The sequence below is a fragment of the Pararhizobium capsulatum DSM 1112 genome (assembly GCF_030814475.1).
Classification (GTDB): domain Bacteria; phylum Pseudomonadota; class Alphaproteobacteria; order Rhizobiales; family Rhizobiaceae; genus Pararhizobium; species Pararhizobium capsulatum.
Genome location: NZ_JAUSVF010000001.1, coordinates 3,983,783 through 3,998,150, shown reverse-complemented (window position 1 = coordinate 3,998,150; position 14,368 = coordinate 3,983,783). Strand labels below are relative to the sequence as shown.

15 protein-coding genes, 1 tRNA gene and 1 pseudogene are annotated in these 14,368 nt (G+C 58.8%); 8 read left to right on the top strand and 9 right to left on the bottom strand.

Going from position 1 to position 14,368, the window contains the following annotated elements:
• Positions 1 to 6: 6 nt before the first annotated feature.
• Positions 7 to 1,176 (bottom strand): coiled-coil domain-containing protein, encoded by a 1,170-nt coding sequence (locus tag QO002_RS19260; protein ID WP_307232588.1) that lies wholly within the window; start codon positions 1,174 to 1,176, stop codon positions 7 to 9.
• A gap of 158 nt (positions 1,177 to 1,334) precedes the next feature.
• Positions 1,335 to 1,925, bottom strand: coding sequence for a DUF1134 domain-containing protein (locus QO002_RS19255; protein WP_307232586.1), 591 nt, complete (start codon positions 1,923 to 1,925; stop codon positions 1,335 to 1,337).
• Positions 1,926 to 2,201: 276 nt separating this feature from the next.
• Here QO002_RS19255 and chpT point away from each other — a divergent pair, with 276 nt between their 5' ends.
• Together chpT and QO002_RS19245 are read left to right on the top strand one after the other, a co-directional pair.
• Positions 2,202 to 2,849 carry a histidine phosphotransferase ChpT gene (chpT, locus tag QO002_RS19250; RefSeq protein ID WP_307232585.1) on the top strand — a complete coding sequence of 216 codons (648 nt, stop codon included), beginning with the start codon at positions 2,202 to 2,204 and terminating at the stop codon, positions 2,847 to 2,849.
• A 122-nt stretch (positions 2,850 to 2,971) separates the two neighbouring features.
• Positions 2,972 to 3,334: a response regulator gene (locus QO002_RS19245; protein ID WP_307232583.1), complete on the top strand. Its 363-nt coding sequence runs from the start codon at positions 2,972 to 2,974 to the stop codon at positions 3,332 to 3,334.
• 222 nt (positions 3,335 to 3,556) lie between these two features.
• Here QO002_RS19245 and ctrA read toward each other — a convergent pair whose 3' ends face one another.
• Positions 3,557 to 4,255, bottom strand: coding sequence for a response regulator transcription factor CtrA (gene ctrA, locus QO002_RS19240; RefSeq protein ID WP_024270822.1), 699 nt, complete (start codon positions 4,253 to 4,255; stop codon positions 3,557 to 3,559).
• Positions 4,256 to 4,698: 443 nt separating this feature from the next.
• Between ctrA and QO002_RS19235 the strand changes: the two genes are divergently transcribed.
• A complete protein-coding gene (locus QO002_RS19235; RefSeq protein ID WP_307232577.1) occupies positions 4,699 to 5,049 on the top strand; it encodes a flagellar export protein FliJ in 351 nt (116 codons plus the stop codon).
• 153 nt (positions 5,050 to 5,202) lie between these two features.
• Here the strand turns inward: QO002_RS19235 and QO002_RS19230 are convergent, their stop codons facing one another.
• Positions 5,203 to 5,484, bottom strand: coding sequence for a GNAT family N-acetyltransferase (locus QO002_RS19230; protein ID WP_307232575.1), 282 nt, complete (start codon positions 5,482 to 5,484; stop codon positions 5,203 to 5,205).
• 203 nt (positions 5,485 to 5,687) lie between these two features.
• Positions 5,688 to 5,963, bottom strand: a complete 276-nt coding sequence (gene sciP / locus QO002_RS19225) for a CtrA inhibitor SciP (RefSeq protein WP_062455190.1) — start codon at positions 5,961 to 5,963, stop codon at positions 5,688 to 5,690.
• A 495-nt stretch (positions 5,964 to 6,458) separates the two neighbouring features.
• On the opposite strand from sciP, the gene QO002_RS19220 reads away from it, so the two are divergent.
• From QO002_RS19220 to QO002_RS19210, 3 genes are all read left to right on the top strand, one after another.
• Positions 6,459 to 7,190 (top strand): LuxR C-terminal-related transcriptional regulator, encoded by a 732-nt coding sequence (locus QO002_RS19220; RefSeq protein WP_442417765.1) that lies wholly within the window; start codon positions 6,459 to 6,461, stop codon positions 7,188 to 7,190.
• Positions 7,191 to 7,403: 213 nt separating this feature from the next.
• Complete coding sequence (gene mnmA, locus QO002_RS19215) at positions 7,404 to 8,600, top strand: tRNA 2-thiouridine(34) synthase MnmA (protein WP_307232565.1); 1,197 nt, start codon at positions 7,404 to 7,406, stop codon at positions 8,598 to 8,600.
• Positions 8,601 to 8,753: 153 nt separating this feature from the next.
• Positions 8,754 to 8,830: transfer RNA gene (locus QO002_RS19210), tRNA-Met, on the top strand.
• 44 nt (positions 8,831 to 8,874) lie between these two features.
• Here QO002_RS19210 and QO002_RS19205 read toward each other — a convergent pair.
• The 3 genes and pseudogenes from QO002_RS19205 to rocF form a co-directional block, all read right to left on the bottom strand.
• A pseudogene (locus QO002_RS19205) lies at positions 8,875 to 9,126 on the bottom strand (hypothetical protein); the annotation flags it as partial.
• Complete coding sequence (ocd, locus tag QO002_RS19200) at positions 9,119 to 10,180, bottom strand: ornithine cyclodeaminase (RefSeq protein ID WP_307232561.1); 1,062 nt, start codon at positions 10,178 to 10,180, stop codon at positions 9,119 to 9,121. The gene ocd and the pseudogene QO002_RS19205, both read right to left, overlap by 8 nt.
• A gap of 27 nt (positions 10,181 to 10,207) precedes the next feature.
• Positions 10,208 to 11,128 (bottom strand): arginase, encoded by a 921-nt coding sequence (gene rocF, locus QO002_RS19195; RefSeq protein ID WP_307232559.1) that lies wholly within the window; start codon positions 11,126 to 11,128, stop codon positions 10,208 to 10,210.
• Positions 11,129 to 11,247: 119 nt separating this feature from the next.
• On the opposite strand from rocF, the gene QO002_RS19190 reads away from it, so the two are divergent.
• The gene (locus tag QO002_RS19190) at positions 11,248 to 11,685 is read left to right on the top strand and encodes an Lrp/AsnC family transcriptional regulator (RefSeq protein WP_307232557.1); all 438 of its coding nucleotides are present in this window, start codon (positions 11,248 to 11,250) and stop codon (positions 11,683 to 11,685) included.
• Positions 11,686 to 11,725: 40 nt separating this feature from the next.
• Here QO002_RS19190 and QO002_RS19185 read toward each other — a convergent pair whose 3' ends face one another.
• Positions 11,726 to 12,961 carry an ROK family transcriptional regulator gene (locus QO002_RS19185; RefSeq protein WP_307232555.1) on the bottom strand — a complete coding sequence of 412 codons (1,236 nt, stop codon included), beginning with the start codon at positions 12,959 to 12,961 and terminating at the stop codon, positions 11,726 to 11,728.
• Between the two features lie 335 nt (positions 12,962 to 13,296).
• Between QO002_RS19185 and QO002_RS19180 the strand changes: the two genes are divergently transcribed.
• A complete protein-coding gene (locus QO002_RS19180; protein ID WP_307233537.1) occupies positions 13,297 to 14,310 on the top strand; it encodes a substrate-binding domain-containing protein in 1,014 nt (337 codons plus the stop codon).
• Positions 14,311 to 14,368 lie beyond the last annotated feature (58 nt).

Genomic DNA, 14,368 nt, shown 5'->3' with positions numbered 1-14,368 from the left:
GCCAATTCAGGCTTCTGGCGGCATCAGCTGTGCAGCACGGGCCGCAAGGCTGAGACGATCTCCGTCGGTCTTGGAGGCAGCGCCGTCGAGCAGCGTGTGGATTGGCGATCCGGCTCCTTCCCGCGCTGCCGTCATGGCGACCACGGAAGCGGCAATGTCAGCGATTTCCTCGCGAAGCGCCGCATCATGCGTTTCTCCCTTGGCATTGACCAGGCGCTCCGACAGGGCTGAAACGCGATTGCGAGCGTGATCGAAGGACAGTTCGGGCGATGGGGTTCCAATGAAGGAGGCCGTTTCAATGGTTGCCCCCGACGGAGCGCCGGCGGTCACCACTTTCCGTTCCTTGCGGGACGCGCCGTTCGAGCCTGTCGCGCGCATGGTCTTCAGCGCATCGCGAAGTTCATTGTTGTTGTCTTTCAGCTTCTGCTTCAACCGATCGATTTCTGCGGCCCGGCGCTCCAGAAACGCATCCTTGTCGGCGTTGCTGGCGGTTTCGCGGTTCAGACGCTGCTCCACCTGCCGCAAGCGTGCTTCATCGCGGGCGAGGCGGACCTCTAATTCGCGCGCCCTGTTGCTCTCGCCCTTTGCCTGCGCCCGGGAGGCGTCGCGCTCGTCGCGCAAGTTTGCAATGCGGCTCTTGAGGTTCTCCGCTTCGGCGTTACGTGCCGCGAGATCGATTTTCAGGTTATCGACTTCTATGGAAACCGCGTTCAGTTGTCGGGAGAGCGTGTAGATCTCCGCTTTCTTCGCATCATCGCCCTTTTCCGTAGCGGCAAGCGAATTGGTCAGCCGGTCGATGTTCTGTTCCAGGCGCCGGACTTGCGAGCGAAAGTCGCCGGCTTCCACGTTCATCGTTTCGACATGGGCATGCAGGTCCGCCGTTTCGCCGGCAAGCCGCTGCATGTTTTTCAGGATTCTTTCCTTTTCCAGCATGATGCCGACGGTCTTTTCGCGTTCACGCTTCAAGGTCTGTTCCGTGCGGGCATTTTCCGCGGCATAGCCGGCGCGCGCCGCATCTTTCTGCGCGCGGACCTCCTGGGGAGAGAGCGGCATCGTCGCCTTCAGGCGGTCTTCGGCAAAGCGGATGATCCGTTTATAGACAAGGGGCGCCACCAGGACGCCGAGCATGACCGCCGTCAGAAAACCCAGAGAAAACAGAAGCAGGAATTGGATCACAGGCGGCCATTCGGTTTGGGCCGGCGTCTGGCCGCCGTGCCGATGGGGAGGTCTGAGGAAACGGCCGCAGGGTGCGGCCAATTTCTATCGATCAGAGTATCATGATTTTTGCGGGTTGCACCGGCTGATTTAAGGCAGATGCGGCCTTGGGGGCAGCGTCAGAAGGGATTCCAGGTCGGCTGCTGCGTCAGCTTGAGGTAGCCGACATTGACGCCAAGACGGGCACCAAGACCTGTGCGGATCGGAACGAGCACGACATTTTCGTCCGTGAGAACCGTCATGCCGAAGCCAGCTACGACATAAGCCGAGCCGGAGACGCCACCGAAACGCTTGTAGAGGGTCGGCACGCTCGGGAGGTTATAGACGAGCATCATCGTGCGGCTGCCCTGACCACCCCAGTCGAGGCCAAGCGAAGGGCCTTGCCAGAAGACATCGTGCTGCCCGGCGTTCTTCGTATAGAGATCGCCTTCGCCATAGGTGAGGCCGGCCACGAAAGCGCCCGAACCCTCTTGGCCGAGGATATAACCATTCGGCAAACCGTAATTCTGGAAGGCGCGTTCGACCACTTTTGCCAGCCCGCCCGAGGTCGAACCGAAGAAGCCATGGCCGGCATCGACAATTTCCTGCATCGAATATTGCGTGTTGCCGGCGGTCTGGGCGCTGGTGGGAGCGATGAACCCGAGGACGGCTAAAAAGGCGATGGCGATGCGCAGGCAGGCTGCCTTGGCGGGCGTGATCAATGGCTGCATTTCTATCCTCCATGAGGCGGACCGGAAACGCTCCACGCCGTCCTTGACGGGCTGCTGCCGCGTTTCAAGGGGGCGGGATCATGTGCCCGGCTGATTGCAGCAATTTGAACCGATCATCTTAACAATCGGTTTACCAAATGTGGTGTCATTATGAACTTCGATAAACTTCATCCTGGCGCTATGTCCGCGCAATCTTCGTACGTTAGAGAGATTGCGACGCAAGCGCACCAGACCGCCGCAGCAAAGGCAGCCGAACTAGGCTTTGAGGAAAAGACGATGGTAAAGAATTTGACCCTGACCGGTCCCGATCTGGCTGCTCTTCTGTGCAGCCGCGTCTGCCATGACATCATCTCGCCGGTTGGAGCCATCAACAACGGTCTGGAACTGCTCGACGAGGGCGGTGCCGATGCCGATGCCATGGATCTGATCCGCACCAGCGCTCTCAATGCCTCGGTTCGGCTGAAATTCGCCCGCCTGGCTTTCGGTGCTTCCGGTTCGGTTGGCGCATCGATCGACACCGGCGAGGCCGAAAAGGCCGCCCGCGATTTCGCTTCCGTCGAAAAGAAGACCGAAGTGAGCTGGACTGGGCCCCGCGTCATCATTCCGAAGAACCGGGTCAAGCTGCTGCTCAATCTGTTCCTGATCGCCTATGGCGCGATCCCGCGTGGCGGTTCGGTGGATGTCATCCTTGAAAATCCGGAATACGACGCGGTTTTCAAGCTGATCGCCAAGGGCAAGATGATGCGGGTGCCGCCAAGGCTAGTGGAGCTTCTGGCCGGAACGCTGGAAGAAGCCGTCGATGCCCATACGATCCAACCCTACTATACCGTTCTTCTAGCAGAAGAATCCGGCATGGAGATCGAGATCGGTTCGACACCGGAAGAGATCGTCTTTTCCGCGCGCACCATTGCGCAGGAAGCGTGATCCGAAACGGGAAAAGGCGGCAATTTCGTTTCCCTGGTAACTGATTGTTTGCCAAAGCCGTCTAGAGTTGTTGTCAGGGGAGTTTCTCCCGCCCAGGTTAAACGGGGCTTATGGAGCCGACGATGCAACGCTTGATGATTGCCGATGATTCCGACGTCGTAAGAAAAGTTGGAAAGCGGATTCTCTCCGGGATGGGGTTTCTCGTCTCGGAAGCCGCAAACGGCCTTGAAGCCCTCGTGCGCTGCCAGGCAGAATTGCCCAACATCATTATCGTCGATGCTGCTTTGGATGGTGCCCTGGAGCTGATCGGCAATATCCGCCGCCTGCCGGAGGGCAAGTCCGTGCGCATCTATTACTGCGTTGTCGAGGCGGATCTGAAGAAGATGATGGCCGGCAAGCGCGCCGGTGCCGACGACTTCCTGCTAAAGCCCTTCGATCGCAAGATCCTCACAAGCGTCTTCGCCGCCTTGTCGATCGCCGCCTGACGAATTTCCCGTTCCGATCCGTCCATAATGCGCGTTGCCCGACAGCAGCGCGCATTTTTGCATGTGTGCGGTTGCGGGGTGCCCGGAGATGTTGCGCCGGGACGTGTTCGCCATGCAAAAAGCCCGCTGCGGGAGCGGGCTTTTCGGAAAATCGGTTTCAAACCGGCGGCGAAGCAGCCGTTATGCGGGACGGGGCGATCGCCTGCGACCGGTTTGGAACAATCAGGCGCTTTCTGCGAAATCGCCGTCCGGTTCGCGAAGCACGTAGCCCCGGCCCCAGACCGTTTCGATATAGTTCGCGCCGCCGGCGGCATTTGCGAGCTTCTTGCGCAGCTTGCAGATGAACACGTCGATAATCTTCAGTTCAGGCTCGTCCATGCCGCCGTAAAGGTGGTTGAGGAACATTTCCTTGGTGAGCGTCGTGCCCTTGCGCAGTGAGAGCAGCTCGAGCATCTGGTATTCCTTGCCCGTCAGGTGGACGCGCTGGCCGCCGACTTCGACGGTCTTGGCGTCGAGATTGACGATCAGTTCGCCAGTCGAGATGACCGACTGGGCATGACCCTTGGAGCGGCGGACGATCGCGTGAATACGCGCAACCAGTTCGTCCTTGTGGAACGGCTTGGTCATGTAGTCGTCGGCGCCGAAGCCGAGGCCGCGAACCTTGTCCTCGATGCCGGCCATGCCGGAGAGGATGAGGATCGGTGTCTTGACCTTCGACAGGCGCAGCGTGCGCAGAACTTCATAACCCGACATGTCCGGCAGGTTCAGGTCCAGCAGAATGATGTCGTAGTCATAGAGCTTGCCGAGATCGACACCCTCTTCACCGAGATCGGTGGTGTAAACGTTAAAACTTTCCGACTTGAGCATCAATTCGATGCTCTGCGCTGTCGCGCTGTCGTCTTCAATCAGTAGAACCCGCATAATTGTCCCCTTTTCCGCCGCCGAAAGGTAAGTTCTTGGCCCCCTGACGCGATACGGATCCAGTCGTTGCCTGATTTGGAGGCTGCCAGCAAATGGTTAACAAATTCTGATTCACTCTGGCAAGAGCACCGAATTTGTTAAATATTTTTCGCAGGCTCCTGTTTTTCCTTAGAATTCGCTATACGGCATTCTAATGTACAACATTAAGAACGACGCTTAACTGACTCCGGTGACTCAATCTCTGCCGATCCTCGAATATGAGAAATGGCGTTTACCGACCCTTAAATGATCGTCCCTATGATTAATGATGCCCGTAAACGAAAGGTTACCAGCGGTAGGTATTTGTTAAGATCGCTGGCATTTTTTTGTTTTCGGTGCGGTTCGATCGTCCGATCGGGCTAAAATTCTGTGACCGGGGTCTCGTTATCCACGGAGTATTGCGTATGAAGTCACGTGAAAGCCTTGTGCGCCTGAAGGAATTTCAGGTGAAGGAAAAGCAGCGTCAGTTGAACCAGCTTCAAATGATGATGGCCGAGTTTGACCGGATGACCAAGGAATTGGAAAGCCAGATCAACTTCGAGGAGAAGAAGTCGGGGATCACCGATCCTTCTCATTTCGCCTATCCCACATTTGCAAAGGCCGCCCGTCAGCGCGCTGACAATTTGCAGGTGTCCGTACGCGAGTTAAGGATCCAGCAGGATGCTGCGGAATTGGCTCTGGAGGAAGTCCAGGCCGAGCACGCAAAGGCAGCTGCGCTGGAAGAACGCGACAGCAACGTGCGGCTGCGCGCCTGACGGCCGACCGGTGATGCCGTCTCAAAACGGCACCTCCGGCTGGCCAGGGACATGCCTGGACAGTGGTTGAACAAACCCCTGGACATGGAATCGAAAGACCCATCTTACCGCCCGAGGGGGACGGGTAGGATGGGTCTTTCGCATGTTTGTCTTTCAGGCCTGAATGACATCCTGCCATTCGGGATGACGTTGTGCCTGCGCCCGCATGAACGGGCAGAGCGGGATGATCTTCCAGCCGCCTTTACGTGCGGCCTCGACTGCGTAGAGGGCAAGCGCCTGGCCGACACCTTTGCCCCTTAATGCATCCGGCACGCCAGTGTGATCGATGATGATCAAACTGGGCGACGAGCGGGAATAGGTCATCTCCGCGGTGTGACCTTCAAGGGTTGCGCTGTATCGTCCGTGTGATCCGTTTTCTTCCTGGCTGATGTCCATGTCGCCGCCTCCTTAGGGTTGTGCGGGCACAATGGCATGCGAGCGATGCCACGGGAAAGACGCACCGTTTCGCAGAAAAGTATTCAGGCGGCCTCTGGTTCAGAAAGCCGCCCGCAAAATATGGTCTTCGGATTTTCACACGCAGGGGTGTGGATGTGAACGGGACCCATCCAGCATCGAGATGGTCCCGTTCGCGGCTGCCTTTAATGGCGGTACTGCTGGATCCGGGTTGTGCGCAGGCCTGCAAGACCATGGTCGTTGATCGAGGCCTGCCAGGAGAGAAATTCTTCTACTGTCAGCGTATAGCGCTCACATGCCTCTTCCAGGCTGAGCAATCCGCCGCGAACGGCGGCGACAACCTCTGCCTTCCGGCGAATGACCCATCGCCGCGTATTGGCGGGCGGCAGATCGGCAATCGTCAAAGGGCTGCCATCGGGGCCGATGACATATTTCACGCGGGGTCGTATCATTTCGGTCATTGGACTCTCTACACATACTCAAGACCATATTCCCGCAACTTACCCTGCCACATTTAACATTTGCCTAAACGCATAGTAACAATTCACTCATAATTTCAGGTGGTCGACGAGTGGGTCGCGCGCAGGTAGCGGAAACGATCCATGGTTGCCGTCTGGTGACATCGCGCTGAGCCAAGAAGCGGATCTCACGGCCTGCCGCAGGCATGGCAACAACCATGAGGATTATCGACATGCGGGCTTCTCGCATGGGAGCCATGCAAATTTTGCTATTTAGTTTGGCTAAAATTTTAGCTATATCCGCCGCGAAATTGAGCATGAAGCATTATTAAGATGCTCCAGACGCTCGCGAGGCAGTTATTTTCTCCAGATCAGCATCATGTGTTCCAGCAGCCCCGGCTGTCTTGGGCGGTTTTTGTTTTGGCAGTCGCTTTGCGCGGGGGTTGTCGGGGTCCAGGTTTTTTGAAACGGCCAAAGCCGATAGATTGGTGATTGAATATGAGGGACCCGGAGATGGTGGTCTTGCGGAACGACGCTTATGCTGATTTGCTTTCAGGCATGAGCAGTTCGACGGTACAGACCGAATACGAAGTGCTGCATCTGATGCGCCAGTGCGCCGCGCAGTTCGGATTCGGCAACTTCATGATTGTGCGATTCCCCCTGGGAGAAAACCAGCGTTTTGCCGAGCGCCTCGTGTTGAGCAGCTGGCCGGCCGATCTCGTGCGCCGCTACGATAACGCGGCCTGCTTCGGCGCGAGCCCGCTCGTCGAGCGGTTGCGGCAGACCAAATTGCCGCTGTTTGCCGAAACCGGGCGGCTGATGCAGCCCGAAAATGCGGAAAAGGCAGACCTTTCCTGGGACGGAATGGACAATACCTTTGCGGCTCACCTGCACACGACCTATGGCGAATCCTTCATTGTCACGCTGTCAGGTGGCCGCGATCTCCCCGACCAGCGCGAAACCGCCGATATCTACCTCGCGCTCGTGAAGCTGTTCGAATGCCTTGAGCGGACCTTCGAGGCGGGAGCATCGGCGCGCGACAAGCTTTCGGCGCGTGAGATCGAGTGTCTGCGGTGGGCTGCCGCCGGCAAGAGCAGTGATGAAATCGCCATCATCCTTGGTATTTCCGCCTATACTGTCAGCAGCTATTTCAAGACTGCGACCCGCAAGCTCGACGCCGTCAACCGCATGCAGGCGATCGCCCGCGCCATGCGGTTGAAGTTGATATAAGAGGCAGCCCCGATTTGCCGGATGGTCTGTGCTCTTGTTCGCCGAGCGTAAACTTTCTATATGATCGGCAGTACAGCAGGTATAAAGCGCTGTAGATGTGATAGGAGCGGCCCTGGTGGGCCGCAAGCGTTTTGCCGTTTGGCTTAAACAGGGTAAAGTGCCGTTCCCGCTCGAACAGCGCCGCCTGAAACCTCGAATGCCGGATTCATTGCCTTGAACAGTCTCGATTTTGATCGCAAGCCGGAAGACACGCGTGTTGTCGTCGCCATGTCGGGCGGCGTCGACAGTTCGGTCGTCGCCGGCATCCTGAAGCGGGAAGGCTATGATGTTCTCGGCATCACGCTGCAGCTCTATGATCATGGCGCGGCCGTTCACCGGGCGGGCTCCTGCTGTGCAGGGCAGGATATCGACGATGCACGCCGCGTCTGCGAGGTGCTCGGCATTCCCCATTATGTCCTGGACTACGAGCAGCGCTTCCGCGAGACCGTGATCAACCCCTTTGCGGAAAGCTATGTCGCCGGCGAAACGCCGATCCCCTGTGTTGCCTGCAACCAGACGGTCAAGTTCGCGGACCTGCTTGCGACGGCACGTGATCTCGGTGCCGATGCTTTGGCGACGGGCCACTACATCCGCTCCCGACCGAACCCTGCTCCGGGTGCTCCCAGCCGTCGTGCACTTTACCGGCCGACCGACGCCGATCGCGACCAGAGCTATTTCCTCTTCGCCACCACGCAGGAGCAGATCGACTATCTGCGCTTCCCCCTCGGCCATCTGACCAAGGCGGAAACCCGCGCCCTTGCCGAAGACATGGGTCTTGTTGTCGCCAAGAAGGCCGACAGCCAGGACATCTGTTTCGTGCCGCAGGGAAAATATTCCGATATCGTTTCGAAGTTGAAGCCGAATGCGGCGTTGGCTGGCGATATCGTGCATCTGGATGGCCGGGTGCTTGGCACCCATGACGGTATTTTGCACTACACGATCGGGCAGCGCCGGGGTATCGGCGTCGCGACGGGCGAGCCGCTCTATGTCGTGCATCTCGATGCAAGATCGCGCCGGGTCATTGTCGGGCCTAAGGAAGCGCTGGAAACCCGGCGGCTCTATCTGCGCGACATCAACTGGCTGGGCGATGGCGACATTCATGACGTTGCCAGGAATGGCTTTGCCTGCTTTGCCAAGGTTCGTTCCACACGGCAGCCGGCCCCTGCCACGCTCCACGCTGACGGCGGCGGAATTTACGTCGAGCTCGCCGAAGGGGAAGCCGGCGTTGCCCCGGGCCAGGCCTGTGCGCTCTATTCCGGCGTCGGCGAGGACGCGCGCGTCTATGGCGGCGGCTTCATCCTGCGCTCGGAACGGGAAGCCGCTGCAGAGGCAGCGCTACGCGATCTTTTGCAGAGTTCGGCTGCAGCCTGATCGGCTGCTGACAGGAGGATCACGGCTTGTCCACCGGCCGTTTCGAATCTGCAATTATTTGAAACGGCTCGCTTGACACCGGCATGAACCGCACCTTATAAGCCGCCCGACTGATGACGACGGCAGCGGCTTTCCAAGCCCGCCGCGTTGGATGGCGGGGTAGCTCAGGTGGTTAGAGCAGCGGAATCATAATCCGCGTGTCGGGGGTTCGAGTCCCTCTCCCGCTACCACCTTTCCACTTGTCCGGCCCGGAGACATAGGTAACAGTTTGTCCCTAAGACATGGGTGACAACCTCGTGCCGAACGGGTTGTCGATGGTTTGCAAAGTTCTCTGCTCCAGGTCGATATATCCGAGATCGTACTGCATAAAGCTGACAAGCCAAATGCCGTCATCGACTTCTTCTATGCCGAGGCGTTGTCCTGCCATGACGGATGAGATGTTGATCTTCTTGCGATGCATGCAGATGCGGCCGCAGTTGGTCACCGGCACATCGCGATCATGGAAGGGGTATTCGCCGTCAGGCAGCCTGTGACTTCGCTTCGCACCGCAGAAGCATGCCATAGAGATCGCGCGGCTCATCGGGATCGGCCAGCAAATCCAGTTCCGCAAACATCCCGAATTCCGAGATTTTCTCCCTGACATAGCGGAGAGCGGAAAAGTCCTCTATCGCGAAACCCACGCTGTCGAAGAGGGTGATCTGGTCTGAACTTCTGCGGCCCTCGATTTCGCCGGTCATCACCTGCCAAAGTTCGAGGACGGGATGCTCGGCCGGCAACTGCTGGATTTCCCCTTCAATGCGGGTCTGGGGCGGATATTCCACAAAGATGTCCGAGCGCAGCAGGATATCCCTGCTCAGTTCCGTCTTGCCGGGGCAGTCGCCGCCCACCGCGTTGATGTGGATGCCAGGGCCGACATGGTTGCCCGACAGGATGGTTGCGCACTGCTTGTCGGCTGTCACGGTGGTGATGATATCAGCACCCTCGACTGCGTCTTCAACCGACGTGCATTCCTCGATGGTGAAGCCGAGACCGGTGAGATTGCGGGCACATTTGCGCGTCGCTGCGGCGTCGATGTCATAAAGCCGCAGCTTGTCGATCCCAAGAAGAGATTTGAACGCGCGGGCCTGGAACTCGCTCTGGGCGCCATTGCCGATGATTGCCATCGTGCGGGCGTCTGGACGAGCGAGGTATTTTGCAGCGACGGCTGATGTCGCTGCCGTGCGCAACGCGGTGAGGATCGTCATTTCCGTCAGCAGCATCGGGTAGCCGTTGCCGACGTCAGACAGCACGCCAAAGGCCGTTACGGTTTGCCGGCCGTCGCGGGTGTTCTTCGGGTGACCGTTCACATATTTGAAGCCGTAAAGCGTTCCATCGCTTGTCGGCATCAACTCGATGACACCTTCTTCGGAATGGGAGGCGACACGAGGCGTTTTGTCGAAGACCGGCCAGCGGCGGAAATCCTCCTCGATGACGGCCGCCAGCTCGACGAGGAACCGGTCGATGCCAACCTTCAGGACCAGCTTCATCATGTGATCGACGCTGACGAACGGGACGATGTTCAGTTTCTGCTCAGTGTTCATTTTGTCCTCCAAAAGTAATGTCGATCGTCAGCCTGCAAGCGTCGGGCGATCCATCACCCGCTTGCCCATAAGGCTGGCGACAAGATCGACGAGCAGCTTCGCGGTCTTGCCGCGTTCGTCGAGAAACGGATTGAGCTCGACGATGTCGAGGCTCGTCACAAGATTGCTGTCATGGAGCATTTCCATGATCAGGTGCGCCTCGCGGTAGGTCGCTCCGCCCGGCACTGTTGTGCCGACTGCGGGCGCGATGTCGGGCTCCAGGAAATCGACGTCGAAGCTCACATGCAGGAGGCCGTTGGCAGCCTTTACCTTCTCGATGAAGTTCCGCACGAGAACGGCAACACCATGTTCATCGATAACGCGCATATCGTGGACCGTGATGCCGGTGCGCTTAATCGCGGCCTGCTCGGCTGCATCGACGCTGCGAATGCCGATCATGCAGACGTTTTCCGTGGGTACCGCGTGCACCAGCGTGGGAAAATATCCATCGAAGCCGGCCTGACCGGTGTAATAGGCCACGGGTGTCCCATGCAGATTGCCGCTTGTTGTCGTCTCCAGGCTGTGGAAATCGGTATGGGCATCGAGCCAGAGAATGAACAGCGGCCGGCCAAGCTCTGCAGCCCGGCGGGCGAGGCCGGGAACCGTGCCGGCTGAAATCGCATGGTCGCCACCCAGGAATATGGGCATGCCATTGTCGCTGTGTTCGTAGGCAGCCGACGACAGCGCCTCGACCCAGGCGACGGTCTCTCCAAGATGATGGACCGCGCCATTGGGGTGGGGGATCTCGTCGAAGCTGCGAGGTGTGAGATTGCCAACATCCTTCACGGTATGGCCGAGCTCCTCAAGCGCCGTACGAAGGCCGGCGATGCGAAGAGCACTCGGTCCCATTTCACAGCCAAGCTGCCCCGCTCCGATTTGCAAGGGGGCGCCGATCAGCGTGCATTCCATGACATACTCCCGTTAGATTTCGGGAAGGTTAGCGGACGAGAGTGGCACATTGAATATTGAAATTTGGCATGTCGGCATGCTAATTTGACCAAAATGATTAGCTCATAGATCAAAATGGCATGGACGATCTCGATCAGAAAATCGTAACGCTGTTACGCGGGAATGGACGCCGAAGCGTTTCGGATCTTGCGCTCGAAACCGGCGCATCGCGTGCAACTGTGCGCGCCCGGATAGAACGCATGGAGCACGACGGGACCATTCTCGGCTACACCGTGATGCTTCGCGCAGATGCCCTTGAAGACGTCGTCCGGGGCGTCATGATGATCGAGATCGAGGGACATGTGACGGATCGCGTCATCCGCACCCTCGGAGGCTTTCCGGAAATCTCGCAAATCCACACGACAAATGGTCGTTGGGACCTCCTGGTGGAACTGAGCGCCTCAAGCCTCACCGAGTTTGATGCCGTGCTGCGCAAGATCCGGCTTGTGCCGGGGATCACGAACAGCGAGACGAATTTGCTGTTATCGACGCCTCGATCAACGAGAGCAAAGCTGTGACGTTTTTGGATGAGGTCGCGTAAAATGGTGAGTAGGGGTCTCAGGCGCGCTGGCCCTGGGGGGCGTGGTTGGAGGCGCGCGTGGCAAAACGTTCGATCAGGCGGCTGATGTTCGTTTGTGCGAAAGCATCCTCCAGCAACAGGTAAGCAGCGCCGAACATGGCACTGTCTTCCTGCGCGGTAGAAAGTTCGATGGAGAGGTCGCGGGTCGCCAGCGGCAGGCAACGCTGGTAGACCAATTCGCGCACGCCCGACAGCAACAGGTCGCCGCCCTGTGCCAGCGTTCCGCCGATGACGATGAGGCTCGGGTTGATGATGCTGACGACATCCGAGATGACTTCGCCGATCGTCCGCCCCGCGGCTCTCAGCAGCATCAAAGCCTCGGGTTTGCGCTGCTCTACGAGTTCGATCACGTCGCGGGCGGTTTCTGCCTTGAAGCCGCGGGCGGAAAGATCACGGGCAATCGCCCAGCCGGCCGCGCGCGCCTCTATGCAGCCGAACTTGCCGCAGCGACAGAGGGGAGCATCACCGGACAGGAACTGGATATGACCGATATCACCGGCAGCGCCCTGTGCACCGCGAAACATGCGGCCCCCCGCTATCATGCCGCTGCCGATGCCGGTGCCGGCCTTGACGAACAGCATGTCTTCGACGGTCGGGAAGCGGCGCTTGTGCTCGCAGATCGTCATCAGGTTCACGTCGTTTTCGACATAGACGGGAACGTCGAAACGAACCCGGAGGCGGCCGATAATATCGTAGTCGTCCCAGCCGTGCAGAACGGATGGGCCAACCACGCAGCCACGTTTGAAATCCACCGGTGTCGGCAGGCTGAGGCTGATGCCGACGAAGAAACCGTGGGTCTTTTCCGCCTCCGCTGCCAGATAGGCAAATGCCTCCTCGATCTGTGTCAGGGTGATGTGAGGTCCGCTTTCGACGGTGAAGGGGAGCGTCGTCTGCCCGATAACAGCTGGCTTGAGATCCATGGCGGCGAGGTGGATGTGCGTCTCGCCGATATTGGCGACGAGCACGAAGCCGCTTGTGGCATTGATGGCCAGCACCCGCGTCGGTCTTCCGCCGCTCGGCAGGGTTTCCTCCGCTTCGTGCACGAGGCCACTGAGCAGCAGTGCGTTCAGGCGCTGGGTGACGGTGACGCGCGACAGGCCGGACGCCTGCAGCAGCTCGGCTCGCGATGATGCGCTCCGGGTGGCGATCAGAGAAAGTATGCCGCCCGCGTCTTCCAGCGTCGGCTTGCCGTGTCCCGATCCTGGCCTGCCCATTCCAAACTCCTGATCCTATCCCGGTTTAGCGGCAACGCGAGCGGAGATAAAGCGAGAGTTTTTCTGCGGATGGGTAGTTATGTATAATTTCAGACATAATATTGCATTTCCATGTTGGTTTTTGGTTTGGGGTGGCACGGCAGCCATGCTGCTCTGCGGCAACGTGCCAATAATTTGATTGCGATGCAATATTTGTATAAAAATATACAAAAGATTCGATTTTGCTATTTGACTTTATGCAAAAGTGATGACCTAATCCCCTTGGCCTTTGAGGAGAGGCCAAGCTCGCCAGGGGCCGGAGGGGCTCGATGGCATTGCACTTTTGGGAGGAATTCATGTCGCTTCATTGCATGCGCATTTCCGCACGTTCCAATTTCGTCCGGGCCGGCATCAGCGCGCTCGGTCTCTCTGTCGGTCTTGCCCTTGGCGCAGGCGCGGCTTCCGCACAGGAGGTCATCGTCGGCCTCGTCACCAAGACGGAGGTTAACCCGTTCTTCGTCAAGATGCGTCAGGCTGCCGAGGCCCGCGCCAAGGAAAAGGGCCTGAAACTGATCGCCCGTGCCGGCAAGTTCGACGGCGACAACGAAGGGCAGGTCGCCGCGATCGAGGATCTGATCAGTGCCGGCGCCAAGGGCATTCTCGTTACGCCGAACAACTCGTCCGGCATGCTCGATATCATCAAGAAGGCGCGCGAAGCCGGTGTGCTGGTGATCGCGCTCGATACGGCAACCGACCCGGCCGATGCCGTCGACGCCACCTTCGCGACAGACAATTTCGAAGCCGGCGTGCAGCAGGGTACCTATGCCCGCAAGGCAATGGGCGACAAGAAGGCCGTGGTTGCCATGCTCGACGGGACCCCCGGCGGCACGGTTGATACCTTCCGCCATGACGGCTACCTGAAGGGCTTCGGCATCGCCGAGGGCGATCCATCGATTGCCGGTGCTGCCATTACCAATGGGGCGCAGGATAAGGGGCAAGTCGGCATGGAGAATCTGCTCTCCAAGAATGGCGACATCAATGCCGTCTACACGATCAACGAGCCGGCCGCAGCCGGCGCCTATGCGGCGTTGAAATCCTTCGGCAAGGAAAGCGACGTGATGCTGACCTCGATCGACGGCGGCTGCGCCGGCGTTCGCGACGTCAAGGATGGCAAGATCGCCGCCACCGTCATGCAGTTCCCCCACAAGATGGCGTCGATGGGCGTCGATGCCGTCGCCGACTATGCGGCCTCCGGCAAGAAGCCGAGCGGTTTCGTCAACACCGGCTCGTTCCTGATCACCGACAAGCCTGTCGATGGTCTGGAATCCAAGGACACCGCCTGGGGTCTGGAAAACTGCTGGGGTGATTGATCCTGTTTCTCCCGGCGGGATCGCGTCAGGCCTCGTGCCGGTCGCGGTCCCGGCCGGG